Origin of the sequence: Sphingomonas hankookensis (genome assembly GCF_028551275.1) — a bacterium.
In the GTDB taxonomy this organism is placed as follows: domain Bacteria; phylum Pseudomonadota; class Alphaproteobacteria; order Sphingomonadales; family Sphingomonadaceae; genus Sphingomonas; species Sphingomonas hankookensis_A.
This window is the reverse complement of record NZ_CP117025.1, coordinates 1,653,362-1,671,650: the sequence shown is the minus strand read 5'-3', so window position 1 is coordinate 1,671,650 and position 18,289 is coordinate 1,653,362. Positions and strand designations below refer to the sequence as shown.

General features: G+C 67.0%; 18 protein-coding genes, 1 tRNA gene and 1 pseudogene. 10 read left to right on the top strand and 10 right to left on the bottom strand.

Annotation, left to right across the window (positions count from 1 at the left end; translation table 11 throughout):
* Nucleotides 1–3: 3 nt before the first annotated feature.
* The 6 genes and pseudogenes from PPZ50_RS07890 to PPZ50_RS07865 all read left to right on the top strand — a co-directional run bounded on the left by PPZ50_RS07890 (nucleotide 4) and on the right by PPZ50_RS07865 (nucleotide 4,305).
* Nucleotides 4–885 (top strand): 3'-5' exonuclease, encoded by an 882-nt coding sequence (locus PPZ50_RS07890; RefSeq protein WP_084401166.1) that lies wholly within the window; start codon nucleotides 4–6, stop codon nucleotides 883–885.
* Complete coding sequence (locus PPZ50_RS07885) at nucleotides 882–1,574, top strand: hypothetical protein (RefSeq protein ID WP_066686792.1); 693 nt, start codon at nucleotides 882–884, stop codon at nucleotides 1,572–1,574. The genes PPZ50_RS07890 and PPZ50_RS07885 overlap by 4 nt, the downstream gene beginning before the upstream one ends.
* The gene (locus PPZ50_RS07880) at nucleotides 1,571–2,461 is read left to right on the top strand and encodes an ATP-binding protein (RefSeq protein ID WP_066686790.1); all 891 of its coding nucleotides are present in this window, start codon (nucleotides 1,571–1,573) and stop codon (nucleotides 2,459–2,461) included. Before PPZ50_RS07885 ends, PPZ50_RS07880 begins: the two co-directional genes overlap by 4 nt.
* Before the next feature lie 14 nt (nucleotides 2,462–2,475).
* On the top strand, nucleotides 2,476–3,144 hold the full coding sequence (locus PPZ50_RS07875; RefSeq protein ID WP_164523810.1) for a multiubiquitin domain-containing protein: 669 nt from the start codon (nucleotides 2,476–2,478) through the stop codon (nucleotides 3,142–3,144).
* A pseudogene (locus PPZ50_RS18880) lies at nucleotides 3,119–3,508 on the top strand (DUF6791 domain-containing protein); the annotation flags it as partial. The gene PPZ50_RS07875 and the pseudogene PPZ50_RS18880, both read left to right, overlap by 26 nt.
* A gap of 182 nt (nucleotides 3,509–3,690) precedes the next feature.
* A complete protein-coding gene (locus tag PPZ50_RS07865; RefSeq protein WP_232307814.1) occupies nucleotides 3,691–4,305 on the top strand; it encodes a hypothetical protein in 615 nt (204 codons plus the stop codon).
* Nucleotides 4,306–4,426: 121 nt separating this feature from the next.
* On the opposite strand, the gene PPZ50_RS07860 is transcribed toward PPZ50_RS07865, so the two are convergent.
* A tRNA-Lys gene (locus PPZ50_RS07860) sits at nucleotides 4,427–4,502 on the bottom strand.
* A gap of 15 nt (nucleotides 4,503–4,517) precedes the next feature.
* Entirely contained in the window at nucleotides 4,518–4,994 is a 477-nt protein-coding gene (gene folK / locus PPZ50_RS07855) for a 2-amino-4-hydroxy-6-hydroxymethyldihydropteridine diphosphokinase (protein ID WP_066686780.1), read from the bottom strand.
* 22 nt (nucleotides 4,995–5,016) lie between these two features.
* Between folK and PPZ50_RS07850 the strand changes: the two genes are divergently transcribed.
* Both PPZ50_RS07850 and PPZ50_RS07845 read left to right on the top strand, forming a co-directional pair.
* On the top strand, nucleotides 5,017–5,679 hold the full coding sequence (locus PPZ50_RS07850; protein ID WP_066686777.1) for a uracil-DNA glycosylase: 663 nt from the start codon (nucleotides 5,017–5,019) through the stop codon (nucleotides 5,677–5,679).
* Between the two features lie 61 nt (nucleotides 5,680–5,740).
* Nucleotides 5,741–7,510: a DUF885 domain-containing protein gene (locus PPZ50_RS07845; RefSeq protein WP_066686774.1), complete on the top strand. Its 1,770-nt coding sequence runs from the start codon at nucleotides 5,741–5,743 to the stop codon at nucleotides 7,508–7,510.
* Between the two features lie 25 nt (nucleotides 7,511–7,535).
* On the opposite strand, the gene PPZ50_RS07840 is transcribed toward PPZ50_RS07845, so the two are convergent.
* The 4 genes from PPZ50_RS07840 to PPZ50_RS07825 are packed head-to-tail and all read right to left on the bottom strand — an operon-like array spanning nucleotide 7,536 to nucleotide 11,979.
* Entirely contained in the window at nucleotides 7,536–8,255 is a 720-nt protein-coding gene (locus PPZ50_RS07840) for a DUF4163 domain-containing protein (protein ID WP_232307813.1), read from the bottom strand.
* 55 nt (nucleotides 8,256–8,310) lie between these two features.
* Nucleotides 8,311–9,666, bottom strand: a complete 1,356-nt coding sequence (locus PPZ50_RS07835) for a dihydrolipoamide acetyltransferase family protein (RefSeq protein WP_272815790.1) — start codon at nucleotides 9,664–9,666, stop codon at nucleotides 8,311–8,313.
* A gap of 5 nt (nucleotides 9,667–9,671) precedes the next feature.
* Nucleotides 9,672–10,676, bottom strand: a complete 1,005-nt coding sequence (locus PPZ50_RS07830; RefSeq protein WP_272815829.1) for an alpha-ketoacid dehydrogenase subunit beta — start codon at nucleotides 10,674–10,676, stop codon at nucleotides 9,672–9,674.
* A 10-nt stretch (nucleotides 10,677–10,686) separates the two neighbouring features.
* Nucleotides 10,687–11,979 carry a 3-methyl-2-oxobutanoate dehydrogenase (2-methylpropanoyl-transferring) subunit alpha gene (locus PPZ50_RS07825; protein ID WP_066686768.1) on the bottom strand — a complete coding sequence of 431 codons (1,293 nt, stop codon included), beginning with the start codon at nucleotides 11,977–11,979 and terminating at the stop codon, nucleotides 10,687–10,689.
* Nucleotides 11,980–12,135: 156 nt separating this feature from the next.
* On the opposite strand from PPZ50_RS07825, the gene PPZ50_RS07820 reads away from it, so the two are divergent.
* Nucleotides 12,136–12,705 (top strand): photosystem reaction center subunit H, encoded by a 570-nt coding sequence (locus PPZ50_RS07820; RefSeq protein ID WP_066686765.1) that lies wholly within the window; start codon nucleotides 12,136–12,138, stop codon nucleotides 12,703–12,705.
* Nucleotides 12,706–12,795: 90 nt separating this feature from the next.
* Here the strand turns inward: PPZ50_RS07820 and PPZ50_RS07815 are convergent, their stop codons facing one another.
* Nucleotides 12,796–14,928, bottom strand: a complete 2,133-nt coding sequence (locus PPZ50_RS07815; protein ID WP_066686762.1) for a M3 family metallopeptidase — start codon at nucleotides 14,926–14,928, stop codon at nucleotides 12,796–12,798.
* A gap of 101 nt (nucleotides 14,929–15,029) precedes the next feature.
* On the opposite strand from PPZ50_RS07815, the gene PPZ50_RS07810 reads away from it, so the two are divergent.
* Nucleotides 15,030–15,491: a hypothetical protein gene (locus PPZ50_RS07810; protein ID WP_066686760.1), complete on the top strand. Its 462-nt coding sequence runs from the start codon at nucleotides 15,030–15,032 to the stop codon at nucleotides 15,489–15,491.
* A 125-nt stretch (nucleotides 15,492–15,616) separates the two neighbouring features.
* Here PPZ50_RS07810 and PPZ50_RS07805 read toward each other — a convergent pair whose 3' ends face one another.
* From PPZ50_RS07805 to PPZ50_RS07795, 3 genes are read right to left on the bottom strand one after another with little or no spacing between them, the layout of a single operon-like run.
* Nucleotides 15,617–16,270: a DUF4893 domain-containing protein gene (locus PPZ50_RS07805; RefSeq protein ID WP_066687991.1), complete on the bottom strand. Its 654-nt coding sequence runs from the start codon at nucleotides 16,268–16,270 to the stop codon at nucleotides 15,617–15,619.
* Nucleotides 16,271–16,277: 7 nt separating this feature from the next.
* Entirely contained in the window at nucleotides 16,278–17,063 is a 786-nt protein-coding gene (locus PPZ50_RS07800; protein ID WP_066686758.1) for a 3-hydroxybutyrate dehydrogenase, read from the bottom strand.
* Nucleotides 17,064–17,066: 3 nt separating this feature from the next.
* Nucleotides 17,067–18,227 carry a patatin-like phospholipase family protein gene (locus PPZ50_RS07795; protein WP_066687983.1) on the bottom strand — a complete coding sequence of 387 codons (1,161 nt, stop codon included), beginning with the start codon at nucleotides 18,225–18,227 and terminating at the stop codon, nucleotides 17,067–17,069.
* Between the last annotated feature and the right edge of the window lie 62 nt (nucleotides 18,228–18,289).

The window sequence follows — 18,289 nt, the reverse complement described above, 5'->3', positions numbered from 1 at the left end:
ACCATGACGTTCTCGAACGTCGGGCGCGAACTCGCGCCCGCGGAAGACGGCGATTCGTCCGTTCGCCTCCTGCACAGGCTCGACGTGCAGGAGGGGCCGACCGGCGACGGCATCGCCAAGGGTCCGCATGTCGGACTGGTGCTCGACGTGGAGACCACGGGCCTCGACGTCGAACGCGACGCCATCATCGAACTTGCGATGCGCCGGTTCAGGTATGACGATCAGGGCGTCATCACCCACATCGACCGCGCCTACGAATGGACCGAGGACCCGGGAAAGCCGATCCCGCCGGAGATCGCGATGCTGACCGGCCTTCGCGACGAGGACGTCGCCGGTCAGATCATCGACGACGAGGCTGCGGTTCGCCTGCTGCGATCGGCCACCATCGTGATCGCCCACCACAGTAGGTTCGACCGTCGCTGGGTCGAGCGTCGGCTCGAGGGGGCACAGGGTCTCGCCTGGGCCTGCACCATGGAGCAGGTCGACTGGCGCAGCCGTGGCTTCGATGGTCGGAGCCTCGGCTTCCTGCTCTGTCAGGCAGGATGGTTCCACGACGGCCACCGGGCGGGCGCCGACGTGGATGCGGTGATCCAGCTCCTTCGTCACCCGTTCGAGGACGGCCGGACCGCGCTCGCCGATCTGCTCGAGCGTTCCGCAAGCCCGAGCTGGGTGGTGCGCGCCGTGGGTGCGGACTTCTCGGTCAAGGATCTGCTCCGGTCGCGCGGATACCGTTGGGACCCCGCCCGCAAGACCTGGTGGACCGAGGTCACCGACGACGAGCGCGGGCGCGAGGAGTTCTGGCTGGCGGCCAACGTCTATTCGACTTCGGCGAGGGCGCTCGGGCCGACGTTCGAGGAGATCTCGGCCACGACGAGGTTCCTGTGACCGCCGCCGGCCACCGCCGCGACCGCCGCGCCGCGGACCGCACGGCGCTGCTCGTCGAAGCGCCCGACGTCGGCGCGGGCTGCTGGCCCGCCGTCGACGCGGAAGCGGGATCGGTGCTGCTCGTCCGACGCGTTGCGCCGGATGCCGGGCGGCGCGACGCCATCTGGGACGCCCATCTCGATCCCCGGTCGGCCCGCGAGGTCTTCGACTGGATGACGAGGCGACCCGATCAGTGGTCGTTGTGGGCGCGCCTGGCGTTCCTGTTCGGCGACCAGGCCGTCTCCGCCATCGTGGTCGAGGGCGCTCGCCGCGATGCGGATGAGGCCGCGGTGCAGGAGGAGACCGCGCGGCTCGAGGCCGAGGAGCGCCGCCGGCTGCACGAGCGCATCGAGCTCTTCATCCTCGATCCCAAGAACCAGCGCCCCGGCCTGTCGCTGGAAAGCGGGGACGAGGACAAGCCGTTCTTTGTCATGCGCTTTTCCGAGAAGTGGGAGCGCGAGCGCGTGCTGGACTGGATGCGCTGGCAGAGGCCGCGCTTCGCCGAGTTTCGCACCCTGGTCGCGGCCGAGGGGGCGGTCGCGCTCGAACGCGTGGTCATCGCCGGCATGCGACAGACGGAGGCGGACGTGAAGCGCCGCGGCCTGGGCTCAGGCGGCCGCCGCCCGCTCAGGTTCTGGAGGGGCGAATGAACGCGGCCGCTCCCGACGGCGGCCCGTTGGCCGTCGGCCTGCCTGCGCAACGCCCCTTCGAAGGGCCGGCGTCGGTCCTCGTGGCGCAGGGCTTCACGCCCGACGCGATGCTGCTGGGCCTGGACGCGGCGCTTCCGCTGTGTGGCGGCGGGGACAGAATCCGCAGGCGGCTGACCGCGGACCTGGGCTTCGGCTGGCAGTCGTCTCTGCGCGGCGTGATCGACCGCGCGGTATTGCGGCAGGAGGCGACCGGGGCCGACTGGCTGACGCTTCCCCCGCTGATGCTGAGCGGTCCTGCGGGGGTCGGACGCACGCACGTCGCGCGCCGGATCGCGAGCCAGGCCGAGTTGCCGCATGTCGGCGTGACGGTCGGCGGAGCGTTCGGTATCGAGCAGCTGCGGCCGACCGCATGCGGGCCGGACCTGATACTGCCGTCGGCGCCTGTTCTCGCCATGGCCGTGTCGCGCTGCGCCAACCCCATCGTCAGCGTCTGCGGTATCGACGATCTCGATGCGGCCGGGCAGACCGATCTGGCGCGTATGATCGATCCCGCGACGGCGGAACGGTGGGTGGATTATGCCTGCGGTGCGACCGTCGACCTGCGTCACGTGAACTGGATGATCCAGGTGCAGGAACCGGCGGCGCTAACGCCGACGCTGCTGCGCCTGCTTGAGCCGGTTCCCCTCCGCTTCCCGGAAGATCAGGACGTCCCGCTTCACCTCGTCGAGATCTTGGCCGAAGCGGCCGTCGATCATGGCGTTGTCGATCGCGTCGGCGGGCTCGCCGAGGACGGACTGGCTTACCTCGCGCGCCTTCGCGGCGAGCGGTCCGTCGCGAGGATCTACGCCGACGCATGCCAGTGGCTCGATGCCCAATTCCAACAATGAGGAAGGAGATCGACATGGACGACAATGATGGTTTCGAGATCGATGTGGACGGCAGGGCGCAGTCGGTGAGCTCGGCGGAAGTGACCGCCGCGCAGCTGCTGGCCCTGTCTGGCGTGGGGGACGGGATCGTGATCAGGGTTGACGGTGGGCGCGCCGCCCATGTCGCACCCGATCAGCCGGTGCTGATCCAGGCGGACGTGCGTCCCGCCTTCCGCACCTTCCGCGATGGAACGCTCCGTCACCTGCGCGTCGCCGGGTTGGGGTGGGACTGGGGCGATCCGGCGATCACCGAGACGGACGTTCGGCGGATCGGGGGCATCGGCGAGGACGTCGAACTCTACCTCGACGGCGGCGAAACCTCGCTGCGTCGGGGCTCGGTCATCGACCTGACGACACCGTGGCCGCCGCAGGTCGAGGCTCGCGACGCGCTGCCGGACCGCGCTTCCGTGCCCGTGGTTATCAACGGCAGGACCGTATTGCTCGATCGTCCCGACGTCACGTTCGAGGACCTCGTCGGGTTGGCCTTTCCGGGCACCGACCTGACGACGGCGTCGAGCAGGGCGTTGACCGTCACCTATCGCCGCGGCCCGCCCGACAGGCCGGAGGGCTCGCTGCTCTCGCAGGAGGCGATCACCGCGCGTCGGGGTGAGGTCTTCAATGTCAGCGCCACGAACAAGTCGTAGCCCCGATCTGCAGCGCCTAGTCGACGATGGCTACGAACTGGCCATCGTCGCCGGGTATCTGGTCGTGCGCGACGTGCCTTACGTGGATCGGTATCGGCGGGTTCGGCGGGGCCAGCTCGTGTCGACGCTGGATCTCGCCGGCGATCGGACTATTGCGCCCCGCGACCATCAGGCCTGGTTCACCGGGGCGCTGCCCTGCGACCGCGAAGGAAGGCCGCTCGTCAACATGGTCCATGCCCGCGAGCAGCGGCGCGATCTGGGCGGCGGGCTCCTGGTCGATCACTGGCTCTGCAGCAAGCCGATCGGGCGCGAGTTCGTCGACTATTACGAGAAGATGGTGACCTTCGTCCATCAGATCTCGAGCCATGCGGTCGCGCTCGATCCGTCCGCCACCGCCCGCACCGGCCGCATCGTCGCCGCGGATGGATCGGAATCCCCTTCCACTACGTCGACACGGCAACTTCTCGAAGCGGCATCGGCAATCTTTCAGACCGACTGGCCGGCCAGGTCATCGGCATCGTGGGACTGGGCGGCACCGGCGGGTATGTGCTCGACTTCCTCAGCAAGACGCCGGTCGCCCGCATCCATCTGTTCGACGACGACCTGTTCCTGCAGCACAACGCGTTCAGGGCTCCCGGCGCCGTCCCGCTTGCGGCCCTCGCGGAAAGGCGCGCGAAGGTCGATCACTTCGACAGGATCTATTCTGCCCTTCATCGCGGCGTCGTGCCCCACCGGGTCAGGATGGGTCCGGCGACGATGCGGCTGCTGGACAATCTCGACTTCGTGTTCCTGTGCTCGGACGATCCGACGGGCAAGCGCCAACTCGTCGAGCGGCTTGAGGATCGCGGGATCAGCTTCATCGACGTCGGCATGGGGCTGCAGGCTGGAGAACACGGCCTGACCGGGATCGTTCGGACGACGGCCAGCACGCCGGCCATGCGGGACCATGTCTGGGACCGGTCGAGGATCCCCATGGCTGCCGACGACGGAGTCGATCCTTATGCCACCAACATCCAGGTGGTCGAGTTGAACGCCCTAAACGCTGCGCTGGCGATCATTCGGTGGAAGCGGCTGTCGGGCTTCTACGTCGACACCGAGGCCGAGCACTTCTCGACCTACGCCATCGACGGCAATCACATCACGAACGGCGATCAGGCATAGGCGTCCGGCCGAATGCCGCGCCTTGATCTCGAGCACGGTTTCGCTCACTCTGATCCAGCCGTGTCACTAAAAGCGCCGTTGTGACAGTGTTATCGCGCCGCAGCGCCCGGCGGCGCGGAGGTGGTGAGCCCGTCGGGATTCGAACCCGAGACCTACAGATTAAAAGTCCGTTGCTCTACCAACTGAGCTACGGGCCCACGAAGCCCCCGCCCCTAGTCCCGCGGACGAGCGCGGTCAACCAGTTGGTGCAGCTGTCGGATCGTGCGACCGCTGACCGGATCGCGCCAGTCCGGCGCCACGTCGCGCAGCGGGCGCAGGACGAACAGGCGCTCTCGAAACGCGATATGCGGCACGCACAGGCCCCGGCTATGCCATCGGCCGCCCGACCACAGGACGATGTCAAGGTCGATGACCCGCGATCCCCAGCGTCGCCCACGCCGCCGCCCGAAGCTGCGCTCGATCCCCTTCAACTGCGCGAGCATATCGGGCGGCGACAGCGACGTATCCAACAACAGCACGGTATTGGCATAGCGGCGCAGCGACGGGCCGATAGGCGCGCTGGCCATGATCGGCGCGACCGCGCGGACCCCGTCGAGCGCAGCGACGGCGGCGCGCACTTCGGCGACCGGGCCGCCATGCCGCCCCGGCCGGTTCGAACCGATCGCAATCGCATAGGTTGAGGTCGCCATCGGCTGCGCCTATCGGCTGGCGATGGAAATCGCTACCCCCGCCCTCGCCGCGACCGAACCCTCGCGCGACTGCCCGTTCTGCCCCCGCCTCGTCCAACTGCGCGAAAGTCTCCGGATCGAGCATCCGGCTTGGTGGAACGCCCCGGTCGCACCGCTGGCGGATGCCGACCCATGGCTGGCGATCATCGGCCTTGCGCCCGGCATGCAAGGCGCCAACCGTACCGGACGCCCCTTCACCGGCGACCGATCCGGGCCGCTGTTCTGGGACACGCTGATCGCCACTGGCCTCGCCGAAGGAAGCTATACCGGCAAGGTCGACGACACGCCTGCGCCCAAGGGGATCGCCATCGTCAACGCCGTCCGCTGCCTGCCGCCTGAGAACAAGCCAACGCCGGAGGAAATCCGCACCTGCCGGCCGTTCCTCGACGCCGATCTGGCGGCGATGCCCTCACTCCGCGTCGTCATCGCGTTGGGTGCGATCGCTCACCAGTCGGCGGTGAAGGTACTGGGCGGCCGCCTGCCAAAGGCACGGTTCGCGCACCTGGCCGAACACACGATGCCGAGCGGCGTCACGCTGATCGATAGCTATCACTGCTCGCGCTACAACCAGAATACCGGGCGGCTGACACCGGAAATGTTCGCTGAGGTCTTTGCCCGCGCGATCGAACTGCGCGGTGCCGACTGAATCCGCTTGTACCGTGCCGGAAGCGCGATAGCCTGCGCCAACGACCTTGGGGGAATATCAAATGTACCGTCGCCATTTCGTTGCGCTGATGGCGCTCGCGCCGCTTGCCGGCAGTTTTCCGGCACTGGCGCAAAGCGGGCCGGCGGGCGACTTCGCGCGTCTGTCGAAGCGGTATCTCGACGGTATGGCGCGGCTGCATCCGGGCTATGCCACGGCGCTCGGCAACCACGACTATGACGATCAGGTTGAGGATCTGTCCGCCGTCGGTCGCGCGCGCGATGCCGCCTTCCTGCGTGCGACGCTGGCCGAACTGGCGGCGATTCCCCGCGCGTCGCTGTCGCGTGACGACCAGGTCGATGCCGCGCTGCTCGACAACGACCTGCGCTATCAGTTGTGGACGCTGGAGGTGCTGCAACCCTTCGCGTGGGACCCGCAGGGTGCCGCCGGCACCATTTCCGGCGGGCTCTACGCGCTGGCAGCCCGCGACTTCGCCCCATGGCCGCAGCGGCTGCGCTCCGCGACGAAGCGGATGGAGCAGGTGCCGGTGATGTTCGCCCAGATGCGCGAGAGCATCGTGCCGGCGCGCGTGCCGGCGATCTATGCGACCACCGTCGCGAAGCAGAATGCCGGCGTGCTCCAGATCGTCGACACGATGCTGGCCCCGCACCGCGCAACGCTCAGCCGTGCCGATCGCGCGCGGTTCGACCGCGCCGTCGCCACGCTGAAGACCGCGACCGCCGAGCAGCAGCGCTGGCTCGACACGGTCCTGGTCCCCGCCGCCAAAGGAGAGTTCCGCCTCAGCCCCGAGCTGTACGACCAGAAGGTAAAGTTCGCGCTGCTCTCCCCGCTGTCGCGGACCGAGATCAAGGCGCGCGCGGTGAAGGCCGCCGCCGAAACCCGCGCGGAAATGTATGGCCTTGCCCGGCTCGTCCTGCGCGGCCGGCCCAAGGCACCGGTGACGCCCGCCCGCCCGACCCCGGCGCAACAGCAAAAGGCGATCGAGGCCGCGCTGGAAATGAGCTACGCCCGGCGTCCCAACCGGTCGGGCGTGATGGCGAAGGCGCGCTCGACGCTCGAACAGGCGACCGCTTTCGTCCGCGAGAAAAGGCTCGTTCGCGTGCCGACCACCCCGGTGCAGATCATCGAGATGCCGAAGTTCCAGCAGGGCGTCGCCGTCGCCTATTGCGACAGCCCCGGTCCGCTCGAAAAGCATCTCGGCACCTTCTACGCCGTGTCGCCGATCCCAGCCGACTGGACCGAAGCGCAGACGACCTCGTTCCTGCGCGAATATAACGACTACATGATCCACGACCTGTCGATCCATGAGGCGATGCCGGGCCATTACCTCCAGATTGCGCACAGCAATGAAAACAAGTCGGTTTTGCGCGCGGTGCTGTCGTCGGGACCGTTCGTCGAAGGCTGGGCGGTCTATGCCGAACGGATGATGGCGGATGCCGATTACCTGGACGGCGATCCCCTGTTCAAGCTGACCGTGCTCAAGATGCGGATGCGCTCGATCACCAACACGCTGCTCGACATCGGCATCCATACCGAGGGGCTGACCGAGGCGCAGGCGATGAAGCTAATGATGGAAGGTGCCTTCCAGCAGGAGCGCGAGGCTGCCGGCAAATGGACCCGCGCCCGGCTGGGGTCGACGCAGCTGCTCAGCTATTTCGTCGGCTATAGCGAGCATATGGACATGCGCCGCGAGGCGGAGCGCCGCGCGGGCAGCAAGTTCGACCTGATGCGCTACAACGACGCCGCCATCTCGTACGGATCGCCGCCGGTGCGGTTCGTGCGGGCGCTGATGTTCGGCGAGGCGATCGCGTAAGATCCTCCCCGCTTGCGGGAAGGAACTAGCGAACTGCAAACGCCGCGCGATACTCGGGTTTTACGGCGCGCAGCACCGCCTGCGTCACCGGCAGCGTATGTTCATACGGCCCCTCGACATAGGAGCCGACGACATATTGGTCGGCGATCACGCCGATCCGGTTCAACGCGCGCCCGTTCGATGACCCCAGCAGAACTGTCACGTCCTTCGCCGGCGGGCATTGGCCGAACGTCGTATCGTTGCCCGCATCGGCACCCACGCGCCGCGTCCGTTCGGCGCGCATCCAGCGGCACCACGGCGTCATCACCGCCGACTGAAACGCCGCGGGAGAGACGAACAGCGACACGGCGTTCATCCGCCGCCCGGCCCGCTTGTCCCAGATCAATCCGCCCGACGACCCGTTGCCATGCGCCCCGCCGGTATCGCTGTAACTGGCCGACGACAGGCTGAGAAAGCGCGGCGTTTCGGTGACGACGTCCCAGCTCTGCTGCAACTCGTACGCCCGGAACGGAGCGCGGGCGGCCTTCGCCTCCCGGCGCGCCTCGGCGGACGCGCGGACGACCCATGCGCGCCGTTTCGCCTTGTCGGCTTCCAGCCACGCCTTGAGCGGCGCGATGCGGGCAGCCTGTACCGGGTAGCTATAATCGAACTCGTAATCCGCCGTCGCTGCCGGCTTCTGCGCGATGGCCGACGGTGCCACCGCCGCCGCCAGCATCGCCACGCCGATCATCGATCCTGCCCGCATTCCACAACCCTCCGCATCCCACGCTACCCGAACGCGGCTGCCGCAGGCCGACGGGTCAGTCGGCGAACAACAGCACCGGCGTTTCGATCAGCCGCTTCAATGCCTGAACATAGCTGGCGGCGTCATGCCCGTCGACGACGCGGTGGTCGCAGCTGATCGACAGGTTTATCAGCTTGGCCTTGACGATCTCCTCGCCGCCGCCGGGCCGTGCGCGGAATACCGGGCGCTCGACGATGCGGTTCGGGCCGATGATCGCGACTTCGGGGCGGTTGATGACCGGCGTCGTCGCGATCCCGCCCAGCGGCCCCAGCGAGGTGACGGTGATCGTGCCGCCGGACAATTCCTCGGATTTGGCCTTACCGGTGCGGGCCGCTTCGGCGAGGCGGATAATCTCGCTGGCCAGCTGCCAAGGATTCATGTCCTGCGCGTCGCGGATCACCGGCACCATCAGCCCGGCATCGGTCTGCGCCGCCATCCCCAGATGGACGCTGCCGAAGCGCGTAACGACACCCGCTTCGTCGTCATAGCGCGCGTTGAGCATAGGGAAGTCGGGCAGCGTCAGGCAGATCGCGACGATCAGCAGCGGCAACATGGTCAGCTTGGGTCGCTGGCCCCGTGCGGCATTCAGATCGGCACGCATCGCCTCCAGCGCGGTGACGTCGATCTCCTCGACATAGGTGAAGTGCGGGATGTGGCGCTTCGCGGCCGCCATGTTCTCGGCGATGCGGCGGCGCATGCCGATGACCTTGACGGTTTCGTCCGCGCGCGCGCGGCTGGCGTTCGGGGCACGGTAGCCCTGCGCGCTGCCGTAGCGGAGGAAGGCGTCGAGGTCGGCGTGGCGGATGTGCGGGCCGTCGTGGCGGACGGTGAACAGGTCGATGCCGAGGTCCTTGGCACGAGCGCGCACCGCAGGCGAGGCGAGCACCTTATCCTCCCCGGCACGGGGAGGGGGACCGTCCGGCGCAGCCGGATGGTGGAGGGGGGCGGCCTCCTGCGAAACATGGTTGGGTGTAGCGTCCAGTGGCGCCCCCCCTTCACCATGCTGCGCATGGTCCCCCTCCCCTCCCCGGGGAGGATCTTGCCGTTCGGCTACTGGGGAGGTTGCGACCTCTTCAACGCCCGGGTTTTCCGCCCCGACCCGCTCGGGTTCGGCCGGCTGCACGACCTCGCCTTCGGTCTCGATCACCACCAGCGTTGCGCCGATCGCCACCTGATCGCCCGGCTCGCCGGCCAGTTCGACCACCGTGCCCGCGACCGGGCTTTCCATTTCGACCGTCGCCTTGTCGGTCATCATGTCGGCGAGGCGCCCGTCTTCCTCGACGCGGTCGCCTACGGCGACGTGCCATGCGACGATCTCGGCTTCGGAAATGCCTTCGCCGATGTCGGGCAGGCGGAAAGAGAAACGTGCCATGGCGGTCAGTCCTGCATGATCTTCTTGAGCGCCTGTCCGATACGGACCGGCCCCGGGAAATACGCCCATTCGAGGCTGTGCGGATACGGCGTGTCGAAGCCGGTCACGCGCTCGATCGGCGCTTCGAGATGGTGGAAGCAGCGTTCCTGCACCAGCGCCGACAATTCGGCACCGAAGCCGCCCGTCCGGGTCGCTTCGTGCACGATCATGCAACGACCGGTCTTCTTCACCGACGCCTCGATCGCGTCGATGTCGAGCGGCACCAGCGTGCGCAGGTCGAGGATTTCGGCATCGACACCGGCCGCTTCCACGGTCGCCTGTGCGACATGGACCATCGTGCCATAGGCGAGGATCGTCAGGTCGGCGCCTTCGCGCACGACCTTCGCCTTGCCTAGTTCTATGCGGTAATAGTCCTCGGGCACTTCCCCGCCGGGATGTTTCGACCAGTTTTGCGCCGGCTTGTCCCAATTGCCGTCGAACGGGCCGTTATAGATGCGCTTGGGTTCGAAGAAGAGGACCGGGTCGTTGTCCTCGATCGCGGCGATCAGCAGCCCCTTGGCGTCATAGGGCGTCGACGGGATTACCGTCTTGATGCCCGATACGTGGGTGCAAATGCCCTCGGGCGACTGGCTGTGTGTCTGCCCACCGAAGATACCGCCGCCGAACGGCGAGCGCACCGTGATCGGCGCGGTGAAGTCACCGGCCGAGCGATAGCGCAGCCGCGCCGCCTCGCTGACCAGCTGGTCGAGCGCGGGGTAGATGTAATCGGCGAACTGGATTTCGGGCACCGGACGCAGGCCGTACGCGCCCATCCCGACCGCGACGCCGATGATGCCGCATTCGGTGATCGGCGTATCGAACACGCGGGTCTTGCCGTATTTCGACTGTAGCCCGGCGGTCGCGCGGAACACGCCGCCGAAATAGCCGACATCTTCGCCCATGACGATCACGCTCGGGTCGCGGTCCATTACCACGTCCATCGCGGAGTTGATCGCCTGGATCATGTTCATCCGCGCCATGTCAGTGGCCCTCCTTGCGCGCCCAGGGGCGACCGGAGGCCTCCTCCTCGGCCATCATCTGCGCCTGTTGTTCACGAAGGTGCCACGGCATGTGCTCGAACACGCCGTCGAACAACGTGTCGAGCGGCTGGTGCAGGCCGTGGCCGAGGATGCCGTTGGCCTCTGCCGCCTTCTGTGCGGTGCGGACGGCTTCGGCGACCTCGCGGTCCATCGCCGCGTGACGTTCGTCATCCCACTCGCCGATGTTGACAAGGTGCGCCTTCAACCGGGCGATCGGATCGCCCAGCGGCCATGCGGTCGGCTCACCGGCGGAGCGATATTGCGACGGATCGTCCGAAGTCGAGTGTCCTTCGGCGCGATAGGTGAAATGTTCGATCAGTGTCGGTCCCTGATTGGTCCGTGCGCGTTCGGCGGCCCAGGCGGTGGCGGCATAGACCGCCAGCGCGTCGTTGCCGTCGACCCGCAGGCCGGCGATGCCGTAGCCGATCGCCCGCGCGGCGAAGGTCGTCGCCTCCGCGCCCGCAAAGCCGGAAAAGCTGCTGATCGCCCATTGGTTGTTGACGACGTTGAAGATCACCGGCGCGCGGTAGACGGTGGCGAAGGTCAGCGCGGAGTGGAAGTCGCCTTCCGCCGTGCTCCCCTCCCCGCACCACGTCGCCGCGATCCGGGTATCGCCCTTCGACGCCGACGCCATCGCCCAGCCGACCGCCTGCGGATATTGCGTGGTCAGGTTGCCAGAAATCGAGAAGAAGCCGAAATCCTTCGACGAATACATGATCGGCAACTGCTTGCCCTGCAACTTGTCGCCGCTATTCGAATAGATCTGGTTCATCATTTCGATCAGCGGATAGTCGCGCGTAATCAGGATGCCCTGCTGGCGATAGCTGGGGAAGGTCATGTCGTCGCGGTCGAGTGCCATGGTTCCGGCAACCGCGATCGCCTCTTCGCCGGTACATTTCATGTAGAAGCTGGTCTTGCCCTGCCGCTGCGCGCGGAACATGCGTTCGTCGAACGCGCGCACCGTCGCCATCTTCAGCAGCATCCGCCGTAGCATGTCGGGGTCGAGCCGGGGGTTCCAAGGGCCGACCGCCTGCCCCTGTTCGTCGAGCACCCGGACCAGCGTGTAGCTCAAGTCGTGGAAGCTGTCGGGCGCGGCGGCGGTGTCGGGGCGGGGTTGCGCGCCGGCGGGCGGCACGGCGACATCGGCGAAGTCCACGGCATCGCCGGGACGGAATTTGGGTTCGGGCACGTGCAGCGCGAGGCGCGGCAGGTTCGTGCGGCTGTCGCCGGTCATGCACTCTCCATGTCTCTGCGTCGTCCGTCAGGGCGCGCAGACTCGTTACAAACGCTTGTTATATAATTTCAACGCACTTGGCGAGGGGGTCGTTGCGCCCGACAGGAACCGTTGGCGCAATTATCCGTATCGCATTGAACCGAAACGGAGAAAATCATGGGCGACCTTGCCGGGTGGATCGCACCGACCGCTACCATGATCGCCGCGATGATGACCGCCGCCAATCTGGGCGCGCGGATCACCGGATGGGGCTTCGTCATATTCTGCGTCGGATCGGTCGCGTGGACGACGGTCGGACTGACCAGCGGACAGACCAATCTGGTGCTGTCGAACGCGTTCCTGACACTCGTGAACATCGTGGGCGTATGGCGCTGGCTGGGGCGGCAGGCGAGCTACGACAAGGGCAGCAGCGCGGCGGCGGACGCAAGCGCGCGGCATCCGGTGCCCTCGCTATATGCGGCGGGCGGCGTGATCGGGGCGACGCTGACGGGACCGCGTGGCGAGGCGGTCGGGACGATCGTCGACGCGATGCTCGGCTGCGGCGACAATGCCATCGCCTATGTCGTGGTCAGTACCGGGGGTGTCGGTGGGGTCGGCGAGACGCTGCATGCGCTGACGCCGGGGGAGTTGCTGTTCGGGAAGGATGGGGTTCGGACAACGCTGACCGCCGATGCGGTTCGCGGGAAGCCGGTGGTGCAGGCGAACCACTGGCCCGAGGCGGTGTAGGGGGCCGCCGCATTCCGGCAGTTCCGTATGCGGGCGCCCCCCTCCACCGTCCTGCGGACGGTCCCCCTCCCCGCGTAACGGGGAGGATCTTTAGCGGACCGGGAAGCCGCGGCGCTTGAACAATGCGGTCACGTCCGGGTCGCGACCGCGGAACGCGCGATAGGCGTCCTTGCGGTCGGTTTCGTTGCCGGTCGACAGCAACGTCTGGCGGAAGCGATCCGCCGTCGCCTTGTCCCACACATTGCCGGTCGCCTCGAACGCCGCCCAGGTGTCGGCGTCCATCGTTTCCGACCAGAGGTAGGAATAATAGCCGGCGGAATAGGCGTCGGAGGAGAAGAGGTGATTGAACTGCGGCAGGCGGTGCCGCATCACCATCTCCCTGGGCATGCCGAGCCTGCCCAGCGTTTCCCGCTCGAACGCCGCGACATCGGTCACCGGCGTCTCGCGGTCGTGCAACTCCATGTCGACGATCGCCGAGGACAGATACTCGACGGTGTCGAAGCCCTGGTTGAAGGTCGACGACTTCTCGATCTTGTCGACCAGCGCCTGCGGCATCGGCTGCCCGGTTTGGTAATGCTTGGCATAGCGGTCGAGCACGTCGCGCGTCAGCAACCAGTTCTCGTTCACCTGGCTGGGATATTCCACGAAGTCGCGCGGCGTGCCGGCGAGGCCCGGATAGGTCACGTTCTGCAGGAACGAATGGATCGCGTGGCCGAATTCGTGGAACAGCGTCGTGGCGTCGTCGAGGCTGATCAGCGTCGGCTGCCCGGCGGCGCCCTTGACGAAATTGTTGTTGTTCGACGCCAGTACGTTGGTCTCGCCGCCCAGCTTCTGCTGTCCGCGATAGCGCGTCGCCCATGCCCCCGACCGTTTGCCCGAGCGGGCGAAGTTGTCGAGATAGAAGACGCCGACATTGCGCCCGGTCTTCGCATCGGTGACGACGAAGGTCCGCACATTCTTTTCGAACACCGGAATCTGCCCGGTATTCTCGGTAAACTTCAGGTCGTAGAGGCGACCGGCGGCGTAGAAGGCGGCCTGCACGATATTGTCGAGCTGGAGATACGGCTTCACCTCGCTTTCATCGAGGTCGTATTTCGCCTTGCGCACCTTTTCGGCGTAGAAGCGATAGTCCCATGGTTCGATGGTGATGTTCGCGCCGTCCTTGCGCGCCAATGCCTGCATGTCGGCGACTTCCTCGCGCACGCGCGCCACCGCGGCGGGCCAGACGCGCATCATCAGCGCCTTGGCATTGGCGGGCGTACCGGCCATCGTGTCGTCCATGCGCAGATAGGCGTGGTTGCGGAAGCCGAGCAGCTTGGCCCGCTCCTGCCGCAGCTTCAGGATGGTCGCGATCGTCGCCTTGGTATCGTTGGCGTTGCCGTTGTCACCGCGCATGACGAAGGCGCGCCAGACCTTTTCGCGCAAGGCACGGTCGGTGGCATAGGTCAGCACCGGCGCGACCGACGAGCGGGTGTTGACGATCGCCCATTTGCCCGCAAGGCCCCGCTCGTCCGCTGCCGCCTTCAACGAGGCGATAAAGCTGTCGGGCAAGCCGGCAAGTTGCTTCGCGTCGTCGACGACGATCCAGGTTTCCTCGTCCGCCAGCACCTTCTGGCTAAAGTCGTTATAGGCGACCGACAATTGCTGGTTCAGGCCGCTGACCTGCTGGCGCTGCGCATCGGTCAACAGGCTGCCGCGTCGCACGAAGCTGCGATAGGTCCGCTCCAGCAAGCGCAGCTGCTGCGGGTTCAGCTTCTGGCTCGCACGGCTATCATACGCCGCCTTGATCCGGGCGAACAGCTTCGGGTCGAGGAACAGTTCGTCATAAAAGGCCGACAGCTTGGGCGACCATTCGCGGTCGATCGCCTGCACGTCCTTGGTCGCAAGGTTGCTGGTATAGACGCCCCACATCGACCCGACACGCTCCATCATGTCGCCGGCCAGTTCCATCGGTTCGATAACCGTCTTGAACGTCGCGGGTCGCTTGTCGTCGCGGATTGCGTGAATTTCGCGGCGCATCTCCGCCATCGCCACCGGGAAGGCGACCGGGAACATCGCCGGCGTCACCTTGTCCCAGGGCGGCACCCCCTGATACGGGCCGGTCCATTTCGCGGTGAGCGGGGTCGCGTCGACGGTCGCGGCGGGCGCCTGCGGCATGGCAGCGGCAAAGGCCGAGGGTATGAAAATGGTCGTGGCGAGCAGCGCGCCGATACGCAGGATCATGCAACTATCCGTTTTACAGGCAAATTCGTATCGAGGGTAACGATCGGGAGCCGCTTGGCAAGATCGGCGTTGATGCGGCAACGAAACGATACGGGGCCTCCATGCAAATCACTTCGCTGACCGAACTCGACCACGTGCGCGACGAAGCGCGCACGCTGGTGACCAAGCGTGCGCTGGTATCGGCCGGCGCGTCGGCAGTGCCGGTGCCGGGTGCCGACCTGATCGTCGATGCCAACATCCTGACCAAGCTGCTGCCCGAAATCAGCAACCGGTTCGGGCTGGACGAAAAACAGGTCAAGGCGCTGGAGCCGGACCGGGCCAAGCAGGTGCTGCTGATCGCCGCCAACCTGGGCAATGGCGTGATCGGCCGGTCGATCACCAAACGGATCGTCACCATGCTGATCCGCCGCGTCGGCGCGCGCTATGCCAGCAAGTCGCTGCTGCGCTTCGTGCCGTTCGCCGGGCAGATCGCGGCGGCAGGCATCAGCTTCGGGGCGATGAAGCTGGTCGGCAATTCGCATATCGACGATTGTTACGAGACGGTGCGGCGCACGCTGGCTTAGAACGCCCAACACCTATTCCAATCGTCACCCCGGACTTGATCCGGGGTCCCGCTTCTTCTTCTGATGTCGTTAGAAAGCGGGACCCCGGATCAAGTCCGGGGTGACGGTTTGGATAGGGTTGCTCGCTACTCCGCCGGCACCAGTTCGATCACGTCCAGCAGCGATTCGAACCGCGGATAGGGCAGGACCAGCCGCCAGCGACGCTCCCCTACCCGCTCCAGCAACCCGGCCATGTCGCGGTCGCGGTCCTGGCCATATTGCAGCGCCGCCCGTTCGTCACCGAGCAGCAGCGTGCCGAGAAAGACGGTGCGGTCGCCATCTGCGAACAGCAGGCCGACCGGGCGCTGCGACCCGCTTTCCTTGTAGAAGCTGCGGACGCGGCCTTCGTCGGTGATGTGGCAATCGAACGCGGGATAGGCAGTGAAGTCGCGCATCGCGCTGCCCGCGCCGCCCAGCTTGAACACGCGACAGCGATAGCGCCCGGCCGGGGCCGATCCGCCGGCCAGCGCACCATCGGGGTTGAACAGCGCCCCCTGCGCCGCGATCGCCGCCGCATCTGCCGCGCGTGCGCGGGGCAGCGCGGTCATCCACGCATCGCGCCACCGCCGCAGCCGGTCGCGATCCGCCGGGGTCGCCACCCGCCGCCAGTCGTCCGATCCGGCCGACGGCGCCGTCGGAGGCGCGCCGGTCCCGGACGAAGCGACAGCCGCCCCACCGCCACCGCACGCGGTGGTCGCGCAGCCGGCCAGGATCGTCGCGAGCGATGCGAGGCGGATCATGCCACGATCACGCGGCGGTCCATCCGCCATCGATCGACAGGTTCGCGCCCGTAATCGCCTTCGCCTCGTCACGGCACAAGTACAGTGCCAGGCTGGCGACCTGTTCGGCGGTGACGAATTCCTTGGTCGGTTGTGCGGCCAGCAGCACGTCGTTCATCACCTGCTCGCGCGTCAGGCCACGCGAGGCCATCGTGTCCGGAATCTGCTTTTCGACCAGCGGGGTCCAGACATAGCCGGGCGAGATGCAGTTGGCGGTGATGCCGCAGGTCGCGACTTCCAATGCGACCGTCTTGGTCAGGCCGGCCAGACCGTGCTTGGCGGTGACATAGGCCGATTTGTTGGGGCTGGCGACCAGGCTATGCGCCGATGCGGTGTTGATGATGCGGCCCCAACCGGCCTTCTTCATGTGCGGCACGGCGGCGCGGATCATGTGGAAGGCCGACGACAGGTTGATCGCTAGGATCGCGTCCCATTTGTCGACCGGGAACTCCTCGATCTTGGCGACATGCTGGATACCGGCATTGTTGACGACGATGTCGACCGACCCGAACTCGGCCGCCGCCTTGTCGACCATGGCCGCGATCTGCTCCGGCTTGGTCATGTCGGCCGCGTCGTAGCGGGCCTCCGCGCCGCTTGCCTGCGCCAGCGCGGCGCGTTCCTGTTCGATCGCGGCTTCGTCGCCGAAGCCGTTGATGACGACCGTCGCACCTTCGGCCGCGAATGCCTTGGCATAGGCGAGGCCGATGCCCGACGTCGAACCGGTGACGATCGCAGTCTTGCCCTTCAGGAACATGCGTTATCCTTGGCGTTGGTGAAGAGAATGGGTGAGGTCGAACGCGGCGGTGCGTCCGTCGAGGATGTTTTCGGCGACGACGCGGGCATTGGCCATCGTCTCGGCGATGGCGGCGCGACCGGCGGCCCAATGCTCCTGCATCGCGCGCGCCGAAAATTCGAAGTCGCGCGCGCCGCCTTCCCAGCGGTTCGCGCGGTAGATCAGGTGGACGAGACTCAGCGGATGTTCGTCCGCCATCGCCTCGAGCGCGCGGACATCGGCATCGTCGCGCAGCTCGACCGGCAATTTGCAGACCAGCCGGCGGATCAGCTCGCGCTCCTGTCGCAGACGCAGGCGTTCGGCGGTGACTTGCCGGGTGCGGCTGGAGAAGCGGATTTCCTTTTCCCGCGCCGCCACGTCGCCGATGGTGCGCGGGAGTTCGGCCTCGGCGGAGAACAGGTCGACTTGAAACACCAGCATCGGATCGCGCTGATGGTCGAGGATATGGGTCAGCGGCGTGTTGCTGACGAGGCCACCGTCCCAGTACCAGCGGCCGTCGATCTCGACCGGGGGGAGGCCCGGCGGCAGCGCGCCCGACGCCATGACGTGCCGCGCGTCCAGCCGTTCGCGGGCGCTGTCGAAGTACACGAAGTTGCCGCTTGCGATGTCGACCGCCCCGACCGACAGCCGTACCGGGCCGTCATTGACGAGGTCCCAGTCGACCAGCGTATCGAGCGTCTCGCGCAGCGGCCCGGTATCGTAGTAGCTGAGAGCCCCCGCCGTGCCGGGCGCGGCGAATTGCGGCGCGATCCCGCGCGGGCGGAAGAAGCCGGGTACGCCGGTCGCCAGCACGACGCCCGCCGACCATTCATGTACCCATTCGCGCACGCGGTCGTCCGGCAGGATCGGGAACCAGGGGAGCACGCCGGCCGCCGTCTCCCAGAATTGGCGCAACCGCTCGATCCGGCGCTCCGGCGGGTTGCCGGCGAAGATGGCGGCGTTGATCGCCCCGATCGAGATACCGGCGACCCAGTCGATCTCGATCTGTGATTCCCCCAGGCGTTCGATCACGCCCGCCTGATAGCTGCCCAGCGCCCCGCCCCCCTGCAGCACCAGCGCCACGCAATCGGGCAAGGGCAGACCGGCGGGGGATTGTCGGCGCAAACGGGGATCAGCTTCTGCCATCGACGACACTTTGCGCATTATGCGTACGGGGTACAACGCCCCTTCAACCGATTTCATGGCGG

Bases quoted from the DNA above. Each gene is read 5' to 3' on its own strand.
- PPZ50_RS07850 (WP_066686777.1), top strand. From the start codon at position 5,017: ATGGAAATCGCTACCCCCGCCCTCGCCGCGACCGAACCCTCGCGCGAC.
- PPZ50_RS07795 (WP_066687983.1), bottom strand. From the start codon at position 18,227: ATGGCAGAAGCTGATCCCCGTTTGCGCCGACAATCCCCCGCCGGTCTG.
- PPZ50_RS07820 (WP_066686765.1), top strand. From the start codon at position 12,136: ATGGGCGACCTTGCCGGGTGGATCGCACCGACCGCTACCATGATCGCC.
- PPZ50_RS07825 (WP_066686768.1), bottom strand. From the start codon at position 11,979: ATGACCGGCGACAGCCGCACGAACCTGCCGCGCCTCGCGCTGCACGTG.
- PPZ50_RS07835 (WP_272815790.1), bottom strand. From the start codon at position 9,666: ATGGCACGTTTCTCTTTCCGCCTGCCCGACATCGGCGAAGGCATTTCC.
- PPZ50_RS07840 (WP_232307813.1), bottom strand. From the start codon at position 8,255: ATGCGGGCAGGATCGATGATCGGCGTGGCGATGCTGGCGGCGGCGGTG.
- PPZ50_RS07810 (WP_066686760.1), top strand. From the start codon at position 15,030: ATGCAAATCACTTCGCTGACCGAACTCGACCACGTGCGCGACGAAGCG.
- folK (WP_066686780.1), bottom strand. From the start codon at position 4,994: ATGGCGACCTCAACCTATGCGATTGCGATCGGTTCGAACCGGCCGGGG.
- PPZ50_RS07875 (WP_164523810.1), top strand. From the start codon at position 2,476: ATGGACGACAATGATGGTTTCGAGATCGATGTGGACGGCAGGGCGCAG.
- PPZ50_RS07880 (WP_066686790.1), top strand. From the start codon at position 1,571: ATGAACGCGGCCGCTCCCGACGGCGGCCCGTTGGCCGTCGGCCTGCCT.
- PPZ50_RS07805 (WP_066687991.1), bottom strand. From the start codon at position 16,270: ATGATCCGCCTCGCATCGCTCGCGACGATCCTGGCCGGCTGCGCGACC.
- PPZ50_RS07815 (WP_066686762.1), bottom strand. From the start codon at position 14,928: ATGATCCTGCGTATCGGCGCGCTGCTCGCCACGACCATTTTCATACCC.
- PPZ50_RS07890 (WP_084401166.1), top strand. From the start codon at position 4: ATGACGTTCTCGAACGTCGGGCGCGAACTCGCGCCCGCGGAAGACGGC.
- PPZ50_RS07845 (WP_066686774.1), top strand. From the start codon at position 5,741: ATGTACCGTCGCCATTTCGTTGCGCTGATGGCGCTCGCGCCGCTTGCC.
- PPZ50_RS07830 (WP_272815829.1), bottom strand. From the start codon at position 10,676: ATGAACATGATCCAGGCGATCAACTCCGCGATGGACGTGGTAATGGAC.
- PPZ50_RS07800 (WP_066686758.1), bottom strand. From the start codon at position 17,063: ATGTTCCTGAAGGGCAAGACTGCGATCGTCACCGGTTCGACGTCGGGC.